This window comes from Citrobacter sp. MGH100, from assembly GCF_001034465.1.
Classification (GTDB): Bacteria; Pseudomonadota; Gammaproteobacteria; order Enterobacterales; family Enterobacteriaceae; genus Citrobacter; species Citrobacter youngae.
The window spans coordinates 2,327,053-2,347,767 of sequence record NZ_KQ089800.1 but is presented as its reverse complement, the minus strand read 5'-3'; the positions used below and the strand labels follow the sequence as shown (position 1 = coordinate 2,347,767).

At 52.2% G+C, this 20,715-nt stretch carries 18 protein-coding genes; 13 read left to right on the top strand and 5 right to left on the bottom strand.

The features are described from left to right. Positions 1-42: 42 nt before the first annotated feature. From SK32_RS11055 to adrA, 4 genes are all read left to right on the top strand, one after another. A complete protein-coding gene (locus tag SK32_RS11055; RefSeq protein WP_048212464.1) occupies positions 43-285 on the top strand; it encodes a sigma-S stabilization anti-adapter protein IraP in 243 nt (80 codons plus the stop codon). A 104-nt stretch (positions 286-389) separates the two neighbouring features. Beyond that, on the top strand, positions 390-1,805 hold the full coding sequence (phoA, locus tag SK32_RS11050) for an alkaline phosphatase (RefSeq protein ID WP_048212463.1): 1,416 nt from the start codon (positions 390-392) through the stop codon (positions 1,803-1,805). A gap of 147 nt (positions 1,806-1,952) precedes the next feature. Next, positions 1,953-2,273, top strand: coding sequence for a phosphate starvation-inducible protein PsiF (gene psiF / locus SK32_RS11045; RefSeq protein WP_048212462.1), 321 nt, complete (start codon positions 1,953-1,955; stop codon positions 2,271-2,273). Positions 2,274-2,364: 91 nt separating this feature from the next. Next, positions 2,365-3,480 carry a diguanylate cyclase AdrA gene (adrA, locus tag SK32_RS11040; RefSeq protein ID WP_086523602.1) on the top strand — a complete coding sequence of 372 codons (1,116 nt, stop codon included), beginning with the start codon at positions 2,365-2,367 and terminating at the stop codon, positions 3,478-3,480. A 14-nt stretch (positions 3,481-3,494) separates the two neighbouring features. Here the strand turns inward: adrA and proC are convergent, their stop codons facing one another. Next, positions 3,495-4,304: a pyrroline-5-carboxylate reductase gene (gene proC / locus SK32_RS11035; protein ID WP_048212460.1), complete on the bottom strand. Its 810-nt coding sequence runs from the start codon at positions 4,302-4,304 to the stop codon at positions 3,495-3,497. 189 nt (positions 4,305-4,493) lie between these two features. Here proC and SK32_RS11030 point away from each other — a divergent pair, with 189 nt between their 5' ends. The 4 genes from SK32_RS11030 to ppnP all read left to right on the top strand — a co-directional run bounded on the left by SK32_RS11030 (position 4,494) and on the right by ppnP (position 6,991). Then, positions 4,494-4,949: a YaiI/YqxD family protein gene (locus SK32_RS11030; protein ID WP_048212459.1), complete on the top strand. Its 456-nt coding sequence runs from the start codon at positions 4,494-4,496 to the stop codon at positions 4,947-4,949. Positions 4,950-5,133: 184 nt separating this feature from the next. Beyond that, positions 5,134-5,679: a shikimate kinase AroL gene (gene aroL, locus SK32_RS11025; RefSeq protein ID WP_048212458.1), complete on the top strand. Its 546-nt coding sequence runs from the start codon at positions 5,134-5,136 to the stop codon at positions 5,677-5,679. A 278-nt stretch (positions 5,680-5,957) separates the two neighbouring features. Next, positions 5,958-6,635 carry an AroM family protein gene (locus SK32_RS11020; protein WP_048212457.1) on the top strand — a complete coding sequence of 226 codons (678 nt, stop codon included), beginning with the start codon at positions 5,958-5,960 and terminating at the stop codon, positions 6,633-6,635. Between the two features lie 71 nt (positions 6,636-6,706). Further along, positions 6,707-6,991 carry a pyrimidine/purine nucleoside phosphorylase gene (ppnP, locus tag SK32_RS11015; protein ID WP_003021477.1) on the top strand — a complete coding sequence of 95 codons (285 nt, stop codon included), beginning with the start codon at positions 6,707-6,709 and terminating at the stop codon, positions 6,989-6,991. A 49-nt stretch (positions 6,992-7,040) separates the two neighbouring features. Here ppnP and rdgC read toward each other — a convergent pair whose 3' ends face one another. Then, entirely contained in the window at positions 7,041-7,952 is a 912-nt protein-coding gene (gene rdgC / locus SK32_RS11010; protein ID WP_048212456.1) for a recombination-associated protein RdgC, read from the bottom strand. A gap of 91 nt (positions 7,953-8,043) precedes the next feature. On the opposite strand from rdgC, the gene mak reads away from it, so the two are divergent. Then, the gene (gene mak, locus SK32_RS11005; RefSeq protein WP_048212455.1) at positions 8,044-8,952 is read left to right on the top strand and encodes a fructokinase; all 909 of its coding nucleotides are present in this window, start codon (positions 8,044-8,046) and stop codon (positions 8,950-8,952) included. Positions 8,953-8,956: 4 nt separating this feature from the next. On the opposite strand, the gene araJ is transcribed toward mak, so the two are convergent. From araJ to sbcD, 3 genes are all read right to left on the bottom strand, one after another. Then, entirely contained in the window at positions 8,957-10,129 is a 1,173-nt protein-coding gene (araJ, locus tag SK32_RS11000; protein ID WP_048212620.1) for an MFS transporter AraJ, read from the bottom strand. A 194-nt stretch (positions 10,130-10,323) separates the two neighbouring features. Continuing rightward, complete coding sequence (gene sbcC / locus SK32_RS10995) at positions 10,324-13,467, bottom strand: exonuclease subunit SbcC (RefSeq protein ID WP_048212454.1); 3,144 nt, start codon at positions 13,465-13,467, stop codon at positions 10,324-10,326. Continuing rightward, on the bottom strand, positions 13,464-14,666 hold the full coding sequence (sbcD, locus tag SK32_RS10990; protein WP_048212453.1) for an exonuclease subunit SbcD: 1,203 nt from the start codon (positions 14,664-14,666) through the stop codon (positions 13,464-13,466). Before sbcD ends, sbcC begins: the two co-directional genes overlap by 4 nt. Positions 14,667-14,856: 190 nt before the next feature. On the opposite strand from sbcD, the gene phoB reads away from it, so the two are divergent. The 4 genes from phoB (at position 14,857) to proY (ending at position 20,072) form a co-directional block, all read left to right on the top strand. Beyond that, positions 14,857-15,546, top strand: coding sequence for a phosphate response regulator transcription factor PhoB (gene phoB, locus SK32_RS10985; protein WP_003021496.1), 690 nt, complete (start codon positions 14,857-14,859; stop codon positions 15,544-15,546). Between the two features lie 50 nt (positions 15,547-15,596). After that, the gene (phoR, locus tag SK32_RS10980) at positions 15,597-16,892 is read left to right on the top strand and encodes a phosphate regulon sensor histidine kinase PhoR (RefSeq protein ID WP_048212452.1); all 1,296 of its coding nucleotides are present in this window, start codon (positions 15,597-15,599) and stop codon (positions 16,890-16,892) included. 405 nt (positions 16,893-17,297) lie between these two features. Further along, positions 17,298-18,617, top strand: coding sequence for a branched-chain amino acid transporter carrier protein BrnQ (gene brnQ, locus SK32_RS10975; RefSeq protein WP_048212451.1), 1,320 nt, complete (start codon positions 17,298-17,300; stop codon positions 18,615-18,617). A gap of 81 nt (positions 18,618-18,698) precedes the next feature. After that, the gene (proY, locus tag SK32_RS10970; protein WP_048212450.1) at positions 18,699-20,072 is read left to right on the top strand and encodes a proline-specific permease ProY; all 1,374 of its coding nucleotides are present in this window, start codon (positions 18,699-18,701) and stop codon (positions 20,070-20,072) included. Positions 20,073-20,715 lie beyond the last annotated feature (643 nt).

Below are 20,715 nucleotides of genomic sequence, written 5' to 3'. Positions count from 1 at the left end.
CTTAGTGATACGTGGCCTTTATTTGGTTAAGGGAATACGAAAATGAAAAATCTCATCACTGAGTTGTTACTTAAGCTCGCCCAAAAAGAAGAAGAGTCGCAAGACCTGGCCGCGCAAGTCGCAACGTTAGAGCGGGTCATCATGGAAATGCTGCGCAACATGGCAACAAATGAGCAGCAAACACTGATTCGTCAAATAGAAGACGCGCTAGCAGGGGTAAGTCAAATGCCTGCATTTCTGACGACCATGCACAGTGCTGGCGAGAACGTACCTAAAACGTGTTGAGATATCTGCAGATACTTATCCACGAATTATCATAAAAGTGTCACATCAAATACTTATAGTCGCTTTGTTTTAATTTTACCGTATTTGTACATGGAGAAAATAAAGTGAAACAAAGCGCACTCGCTATTGCCCTGTTACCCTTGCTGTTTACCCCGGTTATTCATGCAGAAACATCTACCGTAGCGGCTATGGATAATCGTGCCGCACAGGGAGATATCACCACACCGGGTGGCGCGCGTCGATTAACGACTGATCAAACGGCAGCACTACGAGATTCTTTGAACGATAAACCGGCCAAAAATATTATTTTATTGATCGGTGATGGTATGGGGGACTCGGAAATTACCGCTGCGCGAAATTATGCAGAAGGCGCCGGTGGTTTTTTTAAAGGTATTGATGCGTTACCCCTGACCGGACAATACACGCACTACGCGTTGGATAAAAAAACGGGTAAACCTGACTATGTGACCGATTCCGCAGCCTCTGCGACGGCATGGACGACCGGTGTTAAAACATATAACGGTGCGCTGGGCGTTGATATTCACGAAAAAGATCACGCCACTATTCTGGAAATGGCTAAAGCTGCCGGTCTGGCGACAGGCAACGTATCCACTGCTGAATTGCAGGATGCCACCCCCGCCGCGCTGGTTGCGCATGTGACGTCGCGTAAATGTTACGGACCGAGCGTCACCGCTGAGAAATGCCCGACGAATGCGCTGGAAAAAGGCGGTAAAGGGTCAATCACCGAACAATTATTGAATGCCCGCGCTGACGTTACGCTGGGCGGCGGGGCAAAAACCTTTGCTGAGACCGCAGTTGCGGGCGAGTGGCAGGGGAAAACGCTGCGTGAACAGGCTCAGGCCCGTGGTTATCAGATGGTCAGTGATACCGCGACGCTGGCAGCCATTACCGAAGCGAATCAGGATAAACCGCTGTTAGGTTTGTTCTCTGACGGCAACATGCCGGTACGCTGGGAAGGGCCAAAAGCGTCTTACCACGGTAACCTTGATAAGCCAGTCGTGACCTGTACGCCAAATCCAAAACGTAACGACACGGTGCCAACGCTTGCCCAGATGACGGATAAAGCGATTGAGCTATTAAGTAAGAATGAAAAAGGCTTTTTCCTGCAGGTAGAAGGCGCGTCCATCGATAAGCAGGATCACGCCGCAAACCCGTGCGGTCAGATTGGTGAAACGGTCGATCTGGATGAAGCTGTACAGCGCGCGCTGGCCTTCGCGAAAAAAGACGGCAACACGCTGGTTGTCGTGACCGCTGACCACGCGCATGCCAGCCAGATTGTTGCGCCAGACACCAAAGCCCCTGGCCTGACTCAGGCGCTGAATACCAAAGATGGTGCGGTGATGGTTATCAGCTATGGCAACTCGGAAGAGGAATCTCAGGAGCATACCGGCAGCCAGCTGCGCATTGCTGCCTATGGCCCGCATGCGGCGAATGTGGTAGGCCTGACCGATCAGACTGACCTGTTTTACACCATGAAAGCGGCGTTAGGTCTGAAGTAACCTGCTATTTGGTCACTTAATTTTAATAATGAGGTGGCTATTTCTGCGTCAGCAACCAGACTTACTACACGTCATCCTTCAGGCCGCCAGCATCGAGGTTGCTTGAAAGGTGACGTGTAGAGTGAATACTCACAACAGGATGGTGCTATGAAAATAACATTGCTCGTTACCCTATTATTTGGCCTGGTTTTCTTAACTACCGTCGGCGCTGCCGAGAAGACGTTAACCCCGCAACAACAGCGTATGACCACCTGCAACCAGCAGGCGACGGCGCAGACCTTAAAAGGGGATGCCCGGAAGACATATATGAGTGATTGCCTGAAAAACAGTAAGTCTGCGCCTGATGAAAAGAGTCTGACGCCGCAGCAGCAGAAAATGCGTGAATGCAACGTTCAGGCAACAGAGCAGTCGCTGAAAGGCGACGATCGTAAAAAATTTATGAGCGCTTGCCTGAAAAAAGCTGCGTAATACATACGGGTGAGCGGATAAAATCGCTCACCCGAAATATCATACTTCCGCCGCCAGACCCCTTTCTATAATTTGGGAAATTTGTTTCAGAATATTCCCAAATACGATGAATGATGAAAACTTTTATCAAAAGAAGGCCGTACCGAATGAAGCATTTATATCGCTTCATCAAAACGACCACCAACGTTCCGGTCTGCGATTTGCCCGACGGATAAGACTGCCTCGCGCAGTCGGGCTGGGGGGAATGTTTTTCCCCATTGCGTCGGTATTAGTCTCGCAACCCATAACCGGAGGTTGGTGGCTGTTACTGGTGGGATGGGCGTTTGTCTGGCCGCACCTGGCGTGGCAGTTGGCGAGCAAAGCGGAAGATCCGCTGTACAGTGAATTTACGAATATTAAAACCGATGCGATCCTCGCTGGCATGTGGGTGGGGATCATGGGGGCAAACCTGCTGCCATCCACGGCGCTACTGATGATTATCTGCATTAACCTGATGGGCGCAGGTGGGGTGCGATTATTCATCGCTGGCGTCGTGTTGATGGTGGTTTCATGTCTGGTGACGCTACAGTTAACGGATATTCAGGTCGTGTTTAGCAGTACGCAACTGAGCGTGCTGTTGTCGCTGCCGGTACTGGTGATTTACCCGCTGCTGTTTGCCTGGGTTAGCTACCAGACGGTGATCAAATTGGCGGAGCATAAACGCCGTCTGCAGGTAATGAGTACGCGGGATGGAATGACCGGCGTTTATAATCGGCGCCATTGGGAGCTACTGCTGCGCAATGAATTTGATAATTGCCGTCGTCAGCAACGTGATGCCACGCTGCTTATTATCGATATCGACCATTTTAAGAGCATCAATGATACCTGGGGTCATGATGTTGGGGATCAGGCGATTGTTGCGCTGACGCGTCAGTTGCAAATGACGCTGCGCGGCAGTGATGTGATTGGGCGTTTTGGTGGTGATGAGTTTGCGGTAATTATGTGCGGAACACCTGCAGCCAGCGCCATCGCAGCGATGTCGCGCGTCCATGAACGACTTAGCCAGTTACGCTTGTCCTGTGCTCCGCAAGTAGCCCTGCGGATTAGCGTCGGTGTTGCTCCGCTGACTTCTGAAACAGAGCACTATCGGGAGTGGTTGAAGTCAGCGGATATGGCGCTTTACAAAGCAAAGAATGCCGGACGTAACCGTACTGAAGCGGCGGCCTGACGTCCGACTTGCACTCAGGATTTGCTGAGTTTCTCTGATTGTTCCATGCACTTAACCATCGCTTCGATGACAGATGAACGGAAGCCGCGTTCTTCGAGGACGCGCACTGCCTCAATGGTGGTTCCGCCAGGCGAGCACACCATATCTTTTAGTTCTCCAGGATGTTTACCCGTTTCCAGTACCATCTTCGCCGAGCCCATGACCGCCTGTGCCGCGAATTTATATGCTTGCGCGCGTGGCATGCCGCCCTGAACGGCGGCATCCGCCATGGCTTCGATAAACATAAACACATAGGCCGGGGCTGAACCACTGACGCCAACAACCGGGTGAATCATCGATTCTGCGATGACTTCGGCTTCGCCAAAGCAGCGAAAAATATTCAACACGTCAGCAGTATCTTCCGGTGTTACCAGCGCATTTGGGGTGACGGACGTCATTCCTGCATTGACCAGTGAGGGCGTGTTAGGCATTGCGCGGATAATTTTACGGTCATGACCCAGTGCGCGGGCGAGTTGATCGAGGGTGACGCCCGCCGCAATGGATACCACCAGGGAATCTTTGTTCAGGCTGGAAGTAATTTCGCTCAGCACCTTAATCATGATGCCTGGCTTCACGGCACCAAAGACAATATCTGCAATCTGCGCGACTTCTTGTGCAGATTGCGCCGCATTTATGCCGTACTGATCGTGCAGTGCTGCGACTTTATCGGGAGAGGGGGTATAGACCCAGATTTGTCCGGGGAGTACCTGGCCGCTGGCGATCAGGCCGCCAAGAATCGCTTTACCCATATTTCCGCAGCCGATAAAACCAATTTTCTTGTCCATCTTGTCACTCCCTATGCGTGATATTCATTGTTTTATACCCGTCATCCTTCAAGTAACTTGAATTATTTAGGGTAAATCTGGGAAAGCTAAGCTTAGCGCGGAATGAAGGCGTTCAGAAGAAGAAACAGCGCTTTGCCTGAAAGTAAAAGCACGAGACAATGTGCAATTGCACATGTGTCTGGAGGTGTTATGACGATTTGGGTGGATGCGGATGCGTGTCCGAATGTGATTAAAGAAATTTTATATCGGGCCTCCGAGCGGATGCAGATGCCGCTCATTTTGGTCGCCAATCAGAGTTTGCGCGTTCCGCCTTCGCGTTTTATCCGCACCTTACGTGTTCCGGCCGGGTTTGATGTCGCCGATAACGAAATTGTGCGCCAGTGCAGCGCTGGAGACCTGGTTGTCACGGCGGATATCCCGCTGGCCTCTGAAGTCATTGAAAAAGGCGCTGCGGCGCTCAACCCGCGCGGTGAGCGCTATACCGAGGCAACGATCCGTGAACGTCTGACGATGCGTGATTTTATGGATACGCTGCGTGCCAGCGGGATCCAGACCGGGGGACCTGACAGCCTTTCGCCGCGTGACAGGCAACATTTTGCGGCTGAACTGGACAAGTGGTGGCTGGAAGTTCAACGTAGAAAATAATAATTGTAATTTATTTTTTACACTTTCTTCGTTGTGAATTCTTGTTATAGTAGGGTTTAATCAATTTTATCGCCTTATTGGAATATATTCTTTACACTTTGGCGATGTACTAGTTTGATGGTATGATTATAACTTTAACAGCATCAGATCCCGCTTACCTGCGGTTCTCTGGGGAACTTCTGTGATGACACAACCGCTTTATCTTGTTGGCCCCCGGGGGTGTGGTAAGACGACAACCGGTATGGCGCTGGCGAAAGCCATCGACTTTCAGTTTGTTGATACCGATCGCTGGTTGCAATCACATCTGCAGATGACGGTGGCTGAAATTGTTGAAAGAGAAGGATGGGAAGGTTTTCGCGCCCAGGAAACGACCGCCCTGCAGGCCGTTACGGCCCCCTCAACAGTCGTAGCGACCGGCGGCGGTATTATTCTTACTGAATATAATCGTCACTACATGCGTAGTCACGGCATGGTCATCTATTTAAACGCACCAGTATCGGTACTGGTAAACCGCCTGGAAGAGGCACCTGAGGAAGGATTGCGCCCGACGTTAACTGGCAAGCCATTAACCGAAGAAGTGCAGGAAGTGCTTGAGCAGCGCGATGCGCTGTATCGTGAAGCGGCGCATTATATTGTTGATGCGACGAATGAACCTTCGCAGGTTGTGGCTGATATTCTTGTGATACTGTCGCAAGCCCGGTCACGGCTACAGGGCGGAGCTTATTGTTAAGGGCTTCCCGATATAGACCGACCTTTCCACTCCATCCCGGGCGTGCAGACATATTATCTGTCCTCTGCCGGAGCGTGCCTGTATCACAATTTTCGAACCTCCTGCTATACCGCGGAAAGTGAAAATTAAGCGATAACAATATAGTACTGGAATGATTAGGAATCTTTACACTATGCATCGCCGATCTACTGCTACGCTTTTGAGCATTTGTAGCGCAGGTCAGTACCCGGCATTTGTCCGGGAATTCACGGCAAAGTAAGAAGACGGTGGAGCAACAAATGAGTACGTCGTTGGCTATCCTCACGATTGGTGTTGTGCCGATGTGTGAGGTGTTACCGCTCCTGACGGAATATATCGATGAACAACACATTACTCACCACAGTCTGCTGGGGCAGATGCAGCGAGAAGATGTGATGGCTGAGTATGGAGCTTCACCCGGTGATGAGCTGTTATTAACGCTGCTTAGTGACCATCAGCTTGCACATGTCTCGCGCCTGAAGGTAGAACGCTCGCTACAAAGTATCGTGGAGGTGCTGGATAATCAGGGCTTTGACGTGATCTTGCTGATGAGTACCGCTTCAATCACCCGTCTGACCGCCCGCAATAGCATCTTGTTGGAACCCATACGCATTATTCCCCCGTTAGTGGCTTCGATTGTCGAAGGGCATCAGGTTGGGGTCATTGTACCTGTTGCTGAATTGCTCAAAGCCCAGGCACAAAAGTGGCAGGTGTTACAAACGCCGCCAGTGTATGCCGTAGCGAATCCAGTAGAAGGTTCTGAACAACAGCTGATTGATGCCGGGAAATATCTCCTTGAGCAAGGCGCTGATGTTCTCATGCTGGACTGCCTGGGTTTTCATCAACGCCATCGTGATTTACTGCAAAAGTCGCTGGATGTCCCGGTTCTGCTGTCCAATGTGTTGATTGCCCGACTGGCTTCGGAATTGCTGGCGTAATTTTGCGTGACAGGTGGAACGTCAGCCCCCTATATTGGTTCCTAACTTAATCACGAGATAGGGCCAGTTGTATGCTTCAAAGTAATGAATACTTTTCCGGCAAAGTAAAATCGATCGGTTTTACCAGCAGCAGTACTGGCCGCGCCAGTGTAGGCGTGATGGCTGAAGGTGAATATACCTTTGGTACTGCGGCGCCTGAAGAGATGACGGTGGTTAGTGGCGCACTGAACGTGCTGCTGCCGGGGGAAACCGAGTGGAAAGTATATGCCGCAGGAGACGTGTTTAACGTACCGGGCAACAGCGAGTTTCATCTGCAGGTAGCAGAGCCAACATCCTATCTTTGCCGCTATTTGTAAGCGCAAAAATGACGAATGGCGATATTGTGTCGCCATTCGCTAAACAGGGCTAACGTTGCGCTTCGCCGCCTAATCCTTCCACCAGACTTTTAATCAGCGCCGCCAGTTCACCTGTCATCAGGATAAAATCGGCATCAAAACGCTGAGCATAATCTTCACGGTCGATATCTTCGTTCTGATCGCGCAGCTCGTCGCTGAACTTCAGACGCTTAATGGAGCCGTCGTCACACATAACGAACTGAATACGCTGCTGCCAGTCGAGGGCCAGTTTGGTGACCAGTTTGCCTGCTTCGATGTGTACGGCAATTTCATCGCAAACCAGATCCTGTTTCTTCGCGCGGATCACGCCGCCGTCTTCCAGCATCGCTTTCAGTTCGGCTTCGTCCAGTAACTGGAATCCCTGTGCCGTTGTGCCGGAGCGAACCCATTCGGTTAGCGTTAGCTCAATAGGGTTTTCCATCGTCAACGGGACAACCGGCAGTGAACCGAGGCTTTTACGCAGCAGTGCCAGCGTATCTTCCGCTTTCTTCGCGCTTGCACAGTCGACAATGATCAGATCGTTGACGGTGTCGATCCACATCATTGTCTGGCTGAAGCGGCTAAAGGCGCGCGGCAGCAATGAGTGCAACACTTCATCTTTCAGCGAGTCTTTTTCGGTCTTTTTGAGCTTGCGACCCTGCTCAGCTTCCAGTTTGATTATTTTTGCTTCCAGCGCCTGTTTGATAACCGGCGACGGCAGAATTTTTTCTTCTTTGCGGGCGCAGATAATAATTTGGCCATTGGCGGTATGCGTTAATGCATCGCTGTGCGATCCCATCGGCGGAACCCAGCCCATTTTTGCCATATCCTGGCTACCGCAAGGGGTGAACGTCATTGATGCCAGCTGTTTTTCCATCTCTTCGGCACGCAAAGAAACATCGCGGCTAAGACGGTAAACCATTAAATTTTTGAACCACAGCATGATAATTTCCACGGCCTTGTCGTTAAATCCAGCGGGCATGATAGCGAATTGTCGCTATGCTTGCATTGTTAATCGGGAAGAGGAGCAAACTGTGCGTATAGGTATCGATTTGGGCGGTACAAAAACGGAAGTTATCGCGCTTGGCGATGCAGGCGAACAGCTTTTTCGCCATCGCCTGCCTACGCCGCGTGATGATTATCGGCAAACGATAGAAACCATCGCCGCGCTGGTGGAGATGGCGGAAAAAGCCACCGGGCAGATGGGAACCGTGGGGATGGGCATTCCAGGTTCAATATCGCCCTATACCGGGGTGGTGAAAAATGCCAACTCGACCTGGCTCAATGGACAACCCTTTGACAAAGACCTGAGTACCCGACTGAACCGCGAAGTCCGCCTGGCAAACGATGCTAACTGCCTGGCGGTGTCTGAAGCGGTCGATGGCGCGGCGGCGGGGGCGCAAACCGTGTTTGCGGTGATAATTGGTACCGGCTGTGGTTCCGGCGTGGCGCTAAATGGCCGGGTGCATACCGGTGGGAATGGCACGGCGGGCGAGTGGGGGCATAATCCGCTGCCGTGGATGGACGAAGATGAGCTGCGCTATCGGCAGGAAGTACCCTGTTATTGCGGCAAGCAAGGCTGCATTGAAACCTTTATCTCAGGGACCGGTTTTGCCACTGATTATCATCGCCTGAGCGGAAATCCGCTAAAAGGCAGTGAAATTATCCGTCTGGTTAACGAACAGGATGCGCTGGCGGAACAGGCGCTGAGCCGATATGAATTACGCCTGGCGAAATCATTAGCGCATGTGGTAAATATTCTCGATCCGGATGTCATTGTACTGGGCGGGGGAATGAGCAATGTCGACAGGCTGTATCAACACGTCCCGACGTTGATGAAGCAGTTTGTTTTTGGCGGTGAGTGTGAAACGCCTCTGCGCAAGGCGTTTCACGGTGACTCCAGTGGCGTGCGCGGCGCGGCCTGGCTGTGGCCGCAGGCATAAACGTTTATGTCGCGGGTGCAACCTGTTGTTGCACGCCGCGCTTCAGGCGACCATAGATCAGCAGTGATGACATCGCGGTAAAAGACAGTAGAGCCGCAGGGATCGTGACGTAGTTGTAGGCAAAACCCAACGTCAACATTAAGCCGCCGAAGTAAGCGCCAATTGCGCTACCCAGATTAAAGGCCATTTGCCCACCGGCCGCCCCCAGCAGTTCACCGCCCTTCGCGTTTTGTAGCAGTAATATTTGTAGCGGTGCTGATAGCGCAAACAGACCCGCGCAGCAAATAAAGGCGAACGTCAGCGAGGCGGTTTTGATGCCGCCGAATGCAAACAGCAGCAGCAGGGCCAGTACAATCACAAAATCAGTTACTACCGCAATGCGTAGCGGCGTGTAGCGACCAGACAGTCGACCGCTCAGCAGGTTGCCCAACACCATCCCCAGCCCAACCAGCATCATGATGAAAGTCATCAGCGTTTCGGAGAAACCAGAGATGTACATCATGTAGGGTTTTACGTAGCTGAACCAGGCAAAAACACCGGCGTTCCCAAACATGGTGGCGGAGAAAATGAGCCACGGTGCGGGACTTTTCAGAAAGTGAAATTGCTCGCGTAGCCTGCCTTTTGCTTCGTCGCGGAGGTTGGGTACCCAAAACATAACCGACAGAATAACGGCGATGTTAAACACGGCAATCAGCAGAAACGTGTAGCGCCAGCTAAACGTCTGACTCAGCCAGGTGCCAATGGGAATGCCAATCAGATTGGCGACGGTCATGCCGGAAATCATACCCGCCACGGCGGCGGTAACTTTACCAGGGCGCGCCAGCTTTGACAGGATAATCGCGCCGACGCCAAAAAATGCCCCGTGTGGAAACCCGGAGACCAGCCGGCCTACCGCCAGCATAAAATAGCTGGAAGAGAGGGTGAAGATGGCGTTACCGACGACACAGAGTGTGACCAGAAACAGCAGAATATGCTTAAGCGAAAAACGATTGGAAAACACGGCAATAATGGGTGCGCCGATGACAACGCCAAAGGCGTAAAACGAAATCATATGGCCAGCATCGGGGATGGATATGCCCACGTCACGCGCCAGTTCGGTTAAGACGCCCATAATGCCAAACTCGGCCATGCCCAGCCCAAACGTCCCGAGGGCTAAAGAGAAAATGACTTTTTTCATACTACCTGCCAACAATAAAGACGCAGGATGTGCGCCACAGCGCTGAATGCTCGCCGTCAATAAAGGGATAGCTTGCGGATAAGCGAAGTGGAATGCCATTCCATATCCGCCCCTGAGTATGCAATATTGTGCTACATAGCGTGCCGGATGGCGTTAGCGCTTATCCGGCCTGTGAAACCACACCCACAGGGTGATTACTCCACCGCAAACATCTTGTCGAGTTTGCTGTAACCTAATCCATTGATTTTTTTAACCTTGATTTGCACGGGAATACGTTCTTTCATCGCTTCAACGTGGCTTATCACGCCAATGGTTTTGCCAGTGGCGTTCAGGGCATCCAGCGCGTCGAGGGCGGTATCCAGCGTTTCACTGTCCAGCGTGCCGAAACCTTCGTCGAGGAACAGGGAGTCAATACGTGTTTTGTGACTGACCAGGTCGGACAACGCCAGCGCCAGCGCCAGGCTCACGAGGAAGCTCTCGCCGCCGGAGAGCGTGCGGGTATCACGCACGGCATCGGCTTGCCAGGTATCCACCACTTCAAGTTCCAGCGCCTCACTGGCCTTGCGTTGCAACAGATAGCGACCGTGCAGGCGGGTTAACTGGTTGTTGGCCAACCAGACCAGGTTATCCAGCGTCAGTCCCTGGGCAAATTTGCGGAATTTATCACCTTCTTTCGAGCCGATCAGCGCATTCAGGTAACCCCAGTCTTCAACCAGCAGTGAGGCCTTTTCAATCTCTTGCATCAGGGTCTGCTGCTGCTGGCGGTTTTCGGCATCCTGCCTGAGCTGCTGGCGAATTTCGCCCTGGCGCGTGGTGTTATCCCGCAGTTGTTGCGTGAGCTGCGCCAGTGCATCGTGCAGATGCTGCGCCGTCAGCGTGAGATCCACTTCTGTTGGTTGCTGCTGTTGATGAGCCGCCAGTGCCTGCTGGGCCTGATTAACCAGCGTTTGCGCCTGCTGTCGCTGGCCTTCCAGTGATTGCTTCAACTGCTCCAGGCGATTAAAGGTCTCTTCGTCCAGCAGGGCGGCAATAAAGGCGTCGCGATCGGCAAAGATGCTGGCCTGCAATGCGGCATCAAACTGCGCCTGGATTTCCGCGGCGCGCTGAACGTCCTGCGCCTCCTGCTGTTGCAAGGTTTGCCACTGTCCCTGTAAAGAGAGGCAATCGTCGTGCACCTGCCGCCAGTTTTCCAGCGACAAATCCTCAATGTTTTCAGAAAGCGCCTCGGTTTCAGGCAGCGTTTCCAGCAATGGCGCAAGCTGTGCCATTTTCGCCTGGAGCTCGGTCAGTTCATTTTGGCGACGCTGCCACATCTGCGCTTCGCCCACACGTGCGTTAAGCCAGGCGGTGATATCGTCATCGGCAGGAAGCGACAGACCGTAGCGGGCTAATTCAGCGAGAAGCGTAGTCTGCCGCTGTTCAATATGCAGTTGAAGCTGGGTTATCTGTTCGGAATGTGCAGTAATTTGTGCCTGCAGGGCATGACGCAGGCTCAACTGGTGAAGCTGTTGTTCGTGTTCTTCCTGGGCTGCAAGCCAGGGGGCGATATCATCCTGCGGTTGCAACGTTATGTTCAGACTGGTAGTCAGCGTCTGCCACTCTTTAGTAAGTGCTTGCTCCTCCTGAGAAAGCGTCTGTACCTCGCGTTCATCGCGCTGTAGCTGTTGGGTTATCGCGTCGAGCTGCCCGCGTAGCGTTGACCCCTCATCGGCCAGCGTTTTGACCTCTTTTTCTAATGCCTCACGCCGCGCCTGATTGACGCTGAGTTCGAGGGTCTGATAGTGCTCAATGGCCGGATGTGTCGTGGAGCCACAAAGCGGACAAGGCTGTCCGGACTGCAGTAAAGCACGCTGGCTTTCCAGATCTTTAATCCGTGCTTCCTGTTCGCAGAGCGTTTTCACATCGGTCAGATGCTGATTTTTATCTTTATAGCGCTGACGTTTTTCTGCCAGGGCCGCGTTGCGTTGTGCTTGCTCCTGCTGGCGCTGCTGAATTGTGGTGCGTAGCTGTACCAGTTGTTTTTGTTTCGGCGCAATTTGTCCATGCAGATTGCTCAGTTGCTGGCGTAATGGACGCAACTGTGAGTGCTGCGCCAGCGCTACCGTGACCTCTTGCGCGCTAAGGGCCAACGAGGGAAGCGGCAGTGCATCCAGCTTGCGCACGTCGCTGTCGCGTAGTTTTTGCCACTGACGTAGCTGCTCGTTAGCGTCAGATTGCTGTGCCAATAGCGCTTTCCATCCTGCCAGTTCGCTGCTCCATAAGCGGAAACGGTCATGTTCGTTCAGCCAGTCGGTTAGCGCCTGCTGTTCGGTGAGCAGGGTCGCCGACTGTTTTTGTGCCTGCTGACGGATGCGCCCGCGCAGCGCTAAGCTGCTTTGTAAGCGAGCATTCACTTCCTGAATATTCTGTCGTGTTCGGCGGAGCGTGGCGGATTGTTCCTGAATTCGCTCCCAGTATGGACGCAATGCTCTGGCGGGATGTGCCAGGCTGAGTGTCGCCAACTGCGGTTGTGCTTTATCTTGCGCCTCTTTTGCGGTCTGTAATGCTTGCTGGTGGCGGCTTACTTCTGCCTGCAGCTCATTTTGTCGGATGAGCCAATTAAGATGCTGTTGCTGGATTTGCTGACGGGTAAGATGCTGTTTTTCTTCGTCAGTAAGTACCTGCAAACTTTCTGTCAGGGACTGTACCTGCTCTGGTGCTAACAGCGCCACGCCGCTGGCCTGGGCCTGCAGTTTTTCCAGCTCCGTACGCGCTGCTTTGTGCTTTTCAAACACCATGGCGGAGATTTGGCCGTAAATCTCTGTGCCGGTCAGCTCTTCCAGCAGTTCGGCGCGCTCTTTCGGTTTGGCATTGAGAAATGCGGCAAACTGGCCCTGAGACAGCAGCATCGAGCGGGTAAAACGGCCGTAATCCAGCCCGGTAAGCTCGGCGGTCATTTCCAGCTTGTCTTTAACTTTATCGGCGAGAATTTTGCCATCGGCGCAACGAGCCAGTTCGACACGCGGAACCTGCAGGTTACCTTCTGGTTGATTGCGCGCGCGGTTCTGGCTCCAGAATGCGCGATAGGCTTCGCCTCTGACTTCGAATTCAACTTCGGCCAGACATTCCGCCGTATCGCGAGTCATCAGGTCGTTTTGCGACTGCGATACGGTATTGAGTCGTGGTGTTTCGTGGTACAGCGCGAGGCAAATGGCGTCCAGCAGGGTGGTCTTCCCGGCACCGGTTGGACCGGTGATGGCGAACAGCCCGTTGCTGGCAAAAGGCTCTGCCGTGAAATCAACTTTCCATTCCCCTTTCAGAGAGTTGAGGTTTTTCAGACGCAGGCTGAGAATTTTCATGCTTCGGTCTCCCCGGCGAGCGTGTGTAAGGTTGTGCTAAACAGCTGATTCAGGCGCTCACGCTGTGGATCGTCGAGTTCTTCCAGTGCCAGACGGCGGTCAAACACCTCCGTCACGCTTAATTCACTCAACGTTTCACGTCGTTCATTGGCCATGATGCGCTCGCGTTGTTCACGACTACGACGCACCAATAAAACCTCTACCGGTAAATCTTCGGTCAGAGTCTGGATTTTGCGCTGCATATCATGCAGATAGTCATCGGTCGCGATTTCTATATCTAACCACACCGGCGGTTCCTGTTGCGTGCCACGCCATTGTTCCAGTTGTGCGCTAATCGTCGCTAAATCGCCTTTCAATACGGCAAGTTGTTGGGTTACTGGTACGATGAGGTTTTCAACGGCGCTCAGCTTACCGTTTTCAAAGCTCACCAGGTGGACGCATTTGCTTTTGCCGCACTCGTCAAAACTCAGTGTAATCGGGGAGCCGCAATAGCGAATATGTTCCGTACCGCCGATGACCTGTGCCCGGTGAATATGTCCCAGCGCGATGTAATCCGCCGGTGGGAAATTTTGTGCCGGAAAAGCATCCAGCGTCCCAATATAAATATCGCGTACGGCGTCACTTTTACTGGCGCCGACGGTGGTCAGATGCCCTGTCGCAATAATTGGCAGATTCTGGTCGCCGCGCAGCGCGCAGGCGTCCTGATACTGCTGCTGGTAATAGTCGGTGATTGCACCTAATAAATGCTGCTGTTTTTCTTGCCCGGTCAACCCAGCCTGGCTGGTAATGATGTCGCGCGGACGTAAAAAAGGAACCGGACAGAGGATCGCACCCGGCGTGCCGTCGCGTTGAGGTAGCACTTGCGGCGCGTGGCCGGCGCTGGCAACGACCGTGGTGTTGAGGAACGCCAGAATATCGCGGGATTCATTGAGTGTGGCAACGGAGTCATGGTTTCCTGCCAGCACGACCAGATGACAGCCTGTTTGCTGTAGATTGACAACAAAACGGTTATACAACTCGCGGGCGTAGCTTGGCGGTGAACCGGTATCAAAAATATCACCTGCCACAATAATGGCATCCACCTGATGGGATTGTGCCGTTTCCAGCAGCCAGTCGAGAAAGGCCTGGTGTTCAGCGGCGCGGCTCTTGCTGTAGAAATTTTGGCCCAGATGCCAGTCAGACGTGTGGAGGATGCGCATAAGAGTTCCATGACAAAAAAACGATGGCGGAGATTATAACCTTGCAAGGACGGTAATATCTTGTTTCCGGGCTGTCATAATTCGCCTGGCTGCGTTAAACCTGGACTATCTTTTCATAAATCTGTCATAAAAGTGACGCATAATGCCACGGTATTGATGGCAAACGATTTAATTATAAACAGGGCAAATCATGGCGAGACGTATTCTGGTCGTAGAAGATGAAGCTCCAATTCGTGAAATGGTCTGCTTCGTGCTCGAGCAAAACGGTTTTCAACCCGTAGAAGCCGAAGACTATGACAGTGCTGTGAACCAACTTAATGAACCCTGGCCGGATCTCGTCCTGCTTGACTGGATGCTTCCCGGCGGCTCGGGTCTACAGTTTATTAAACACCTCAAACGGGAAGCGATGACGCGGGATATCCCCGTGATGATGCTGACGGCGCGCGGTGAAGAAGAAGACCGTGTGCGGGGTCTGGAAACCGGCGCGGATGACTATATTACTAAGCCGTTCTCTCCGAAGGAGCTGGTGGCGCGTATTAAAGCCGTTTTACGACGTATTTCCCCCATGGCGGTGGAAGAAGTTATCGAGATGCAAGGGCTGAGTCTTGACCCTACCTCGCACCGTGTGATGACCGGCGAGGATCCACTGGATATGGGACCCACCGAATTCAAATTGCTCCATTTCTTTATGACCCATCCTGAGCGTGTCTACAGCCGCGAGCAATTACTCAATCATGTGTGGGGGACCAACGTATATGTAGAGGACCGGACGGTCGATGTGCATATTCGCCGGTTGCGTAAAGCGCTGGAGCATAGCGGACACGATCGTATGGTGCAGACGGTACGCGGGACGGGATATCGCTTTTCGACCCGCTTCTGACTGCAAGTAATAAGGGCCTGAGGGATTAGGCTGTAAATGGAGTAAGACGTTTGCTTGAACGATTGTCATGGAAAAGGCTGGTGCTGGAGCTGATCCTCTGCTGCATACCGGCTTTTATCCTTAGCGCTTTTTTTGGTTATCTACCCTGGTTTTTACTGGCGTCGGTAACGGGCCTGCTTATCTGGCATTTCTGGAATTTATTACGTTTGTCCTGGTGGCTATGGGTCGACAGAAGTATGACGCCCCCGCCGGGGCGCGGCAGTTGGGAGCCGTTGTTATATGGGCTGCATCAAATGCAGCTGCGCAACAAAAAGCGCCGTCGAGAACTGGGTAACCTGATCAAACGTTTTCGCAGCGGGGCGGAATCACTGCCCGACGCGGTGGTGTTGACCACCGAAGAAGGCGGTATCTTCTGGTGTAACGGACTGGCTCAGCAGGTTCTGGGACTGCGCTGGCCGGACGATAGCGGGCAAAATATCCTTAATCTGCTGCGCTACCCGGAATTCACACAATATCTGAAAACGCGCGACTTTAGCCGGCCTATCAATCTGGTGCTCAATACCGGACGGCATCTGGAAATTCGCGTGATGCCCTATACCGATAAGCAACTGCTGATGGTGGCGCGCGACGTTACGCAGATGCATCAACTGGAAGGTTCCCGACGTAACTTTTTCGCCAACGCCAGCCATGAGCTGCGCACGCCGCTGACGGTGCTGCAAGGCTATCTGGAAATGATGCAGGAGCATCCGTTGGAAGGGACAACGCGCGAAAAAGCGCTGCATACCATGCGTGAACAAACGTACCGTATGGAAGGGTTAGTGAAGCAACTGCTAACGCTGTCAAAAATTGAGGCTGCGCCGACGCTGCAACTGAATGAGAAGGTCGACGTGCCCATGATGCTGCGCGTGGTTGAGCACGAAGCGCAAACGCTGAGCCAGCATAAACATACGTTTACTTTTGATGTTGATAACAGCCTGAACGTGCGGGGTAACGAGGAGCAGTTGCGTAGCGCTATCTCGAATCTCGTCTATAACGCGGTGAACCACACCCCTGCGGGAACGCACATTACCGTACGCTGGCAGCATGTGGCCTCGGGGGCGGAATTTTGTGTGGAAGACAACGGTCCAGGTATTGCCGCCGAGCATATTCCACGCCTGACCGAGCGTTTTTATCGCGTAGATAAAGCGCGATCGCGGCAAACGGGCGGTAGCGGGTTGGGCCTTGCCATCGTGAAACATGCGCTGCATCATCACGACAGCCGTTTGAATATCGAAAGCGAACCAGGCAAAGGGACGCGATTTAGTTTCGTGATCCCGGAACGTTTGATTGCCAAAAGTAACGGTTAAAGCACATTCGTAAGATTATCTTTCCAAAAGCCAGCACAAGCTGGCTTTTTCTATGCGGTCAATATATGACTCCTGAATTTTACGACGTTTGATTGTTTTTTGTTCGAACTATTACCCATACCTTTTTCCATGAAATGGTGTTTTGTGCTAACCCCATTTTTCATATCGCTATATTGTTCTGGTTTTTGGATCCCACCTTGCTTTAAAACGTTATAAGCGTTTAAATTGCGCTCCAGGTGCTGTCATACCGACTGCATTTACGCGGTAAATCGAAAAACTATTCTTCGCCGCGCCAGGTCGGGAGTGTTTCCCGCTGGAATTGAGCAAAAATGCCGCTGTATTGTCCCCCAGGGAAAGGCAAAAATTTACTATTTTCAACACCACATCCACAGGCAGTAAGACTTTATGACCCATCAGTTAAAATCGCGCGATATTATCGCTTTGGGATTTATGACATTTGCACTGTTCGTTGGTGCAGGAAACATCATCTTCCCCCCAATGGTTGGTTTGCAGGCAGGTGAACACGTCTGGACTGCGGCTTTTGGCTTTTTGATTACCGCCGTTGGCCTGCCGGTACTTACCGTTGTCGCGCTGGCGAAAGTCGGTGGTGGTGTGGACCGACTGAGCACACCTATCGGTAAAGTTGCTGGTCTGCTACTGGCTACCGTCTGCTATCTGGCCGTGGGGCCATTATTCGCCACGCCGCGTACCGCAACGGTTTCGTTCGAAGTTGGGATTGCACCGCTGACCGGTGATTCTGCGCTGCCGCTGTTCATCTACAGCGTGGTGTACTTCGCGATTGTGATTCTGGTGTCACTGTATCCCGGCAAACTGCTGGATACCGTGGGCAACTTCCTTGCTCCATTGAAAATTCTGGCACTGGTTGTGCTTTCCGTGGCGGCGATTGTCTGGCCAGCGGGCCCGATCAGTAATGCGATGGAAGCCTACCAAACTGCGGCATTTTCTAATGGTTTCGTGAACGGGTATCTGACCATGGATACGCTGGGCGCGATGGTGTTTGGTATTGTTATCGTTAACGCCGCTCGTTCGCGTGGTGTTACCGAAGCGCGTTTGTTGACCCGTTACACCGTCTGGGCTGGGCTGATGGCGGGCGTGGGTTTAACGCTGCTGTACCTTGCGTTGTTCCGTCTGGGTTCAGACAGTGCGACGTTGGTCGATCAATCTGCTAACGGTGCGGCAATTCTGCATGCGTATGTTCAGCACACCTTCGGTGGTGCAGGCAGCTTCCTGCTGGCGGCGTTGATTTTCATCGCTTGCCTGGTGACTGCGGTTGGCCTGACCTGTGCGTGCGCAGAGTTCTTTGCCCAGTATGTTCCACTGTCTTATCGTACGCTGGTATTTATCCTCGGCGGCTTCTCGATGGTGGTTTCTAACCTGGGTCTGAGCCATCTGATTCAGATCTCTATTCCGGTGCTGACGGCTATCTATCCGCCATGTATCGCACTGGTTGTATTAAGCTTTACCCGCTCATGGTGGCATAATTCTTCCCGCGTCATTGCACCTGCGATGTTTATCAGCCTGATTTTTGGTATCCTTGATGGCATTAAAGCTTCTGCAATTGGCGATGTCTTACCAGCCTGGACCCAGCGTTTACCGCTGGCGGAGCAGGGGCTGGCGTGGTTGATGCCAACAGTCGTGATGGTGGTCCTGGCCGTTATCTGGGATCGCGCAGCGGGTCGACAAGTGACCTCCAGCGCACACTAATATCACTGACAATAAGTTTTAACCACGGGGCTATTAATATGGCCCCGTGGTTTTTTTATTGTGTTAACAGGTTAGGAATCGATGGAAAGTAATAACAAGCTAAAGCGTGGGCTGAGCACCCGGCACATTCGCTTTATGGCATTAGGTTCAGCAATTGGTACCGGGCTGTTCTATGGTTCAGCCGATGCCATCAAAATGGCGGGGCCGAGCGTGTTGCTGGCCTATATTATCGGCGGCGTGGCGGCGTATATTATTATGCGTGCGCTGGGCGAAATGTCTGTTCATAACCCGGCTGCCAGCTCTTTCTCGCGCTATGCGCAGGAAAACCTCGGACCGTTGGCTGGTTACATTACCGGCTGGACCTACTGTTTTGAAATCCTGATTGTCGCCATTGCCGACGTGACAGCCTTCGGTATTTACATGGGCGTCTGGTTCCCGGCCGTACCGCACTGGATTTGGGTACTCAGCGTAGTGCTGATTATCTGCGCCATTAACCTGATGAGCGTGAAGGTGTTTGGCGAACTGGAGTTCTGGTTCTCATTCTTCAAAGTCGCCACCATCATCATCATGATTGTCGCCGGTTTCGGTATCATCATTTGGGGGATTGGCAACGGCGGGCAACCGACCGGTATCCATAATCTGTGGAGCAACGGCGGTTTCTTCAGCAACGGCTGGCTCGGCATGGTGATGTCGCTGCAAATGGTGATGTTCGCTTACGGCGGGATTGAGATTATCGGGATTACCGCAGGCGAAGCCAAAGACCCGGAAAAATCTATTCCGCGCGCTATCAATTCCGTACCAATGCGTATCCTGGTGTTTTATGTGGGGACGTTGTTCGTCATTATGTCTATCTACCCGTGGAACCAGGTCGGTACCGACGGTAGCCCGTTCGTTATGACGTTCCAGCATATGGGCATTACCTTTGCAGCCGGGATCCTCAACTTTGTCGTCCTGACTGCGTCGCTGTCGGCCATCAACTCTGACGTCTTCGGTGTGGGGCGTATGCTGCACGGTATGGCAGAGCAGGGCAGTGCCCCGAAAATGTTCGCCAAAACGTCGCGTCGTGGCGTGCCGTGGGTAACAGTGATGGTGATGACCATCGCGCTGTTGTTTGCGGTGTATCTTAACTACATCATGCCGGAAAACGTCTTCCTGGTGATCGCTTCGCTAGCAACGTTCGCCACGGTTTGGGTGTGGATTATGATCCTGCTGTCGCAGATCGCCTTCCGTCGTCGTCTGCCGCCGGAAGAGGTCAAAGCGCTGAAGTTTAAAGTACCGGGTGGGGTAACGACGACCGTTGTTGGCCTGATTTTCCTGGTCTTTATCATCGCTCTGATTGGCTATCATCCGGATACCCGCATTTCGCTGTACGTCGGTTTTGCGTGGATTCTCCTGCTGCTTGCAGGCTGGGTATTCAAACGCCGTCGCGAGCGCCAACTGGCTGAAGTGCAGTAATTTTTTTACTGGGTGGTAATGTTGGTTCGTAGTTAAATTTGGCAATTGCTCTTTATTTAAAAAACGAAGTTGAATAATCAACTTCGTTTTTTATTTGTATAAACATGGTGAATGTTTAGTGTTTAATAATGAAAGATAATAATCATTTTCTTTGTTTGCCATCAAACTATTATGAGCGTTTTTTGAAAGTTTGATGAGGGTTTTTATGTTATTTTTCTGCTGCTTTATGGTTTTTATATTCCTTCTTGTAAAGTATAACTATTATTTATTATTAATGAAATTAAATGAGGAACTTTATGGGTATAAATGATATTCCAGCAGACTGCTCTACAAAGAGTAGAACTCATAATAACCCGGGAGTTAGGGGTAATAGTATATGTGAGGTTTCTGTCTTTAACTCTAAAACTAACAAATTAGTTGGAGTGGCAAATAGTGGACAAACACCCACAAATATTAGTGGTTTAATATCACAAGGACCACGGCCATTACCACAGGCCGCTATAAAGAAGGCCAGTATAGAGATTTGTGTGCCGAAACCTTCACCAGGAGCGGTACGCGCGCAGGCGTCGGTGCAGACCCCTCCGCCGGTGCCGCCCCGTACAGATGTGCACAAGCAGGCGTCGGTGCAGACCCCTCCGCCGGT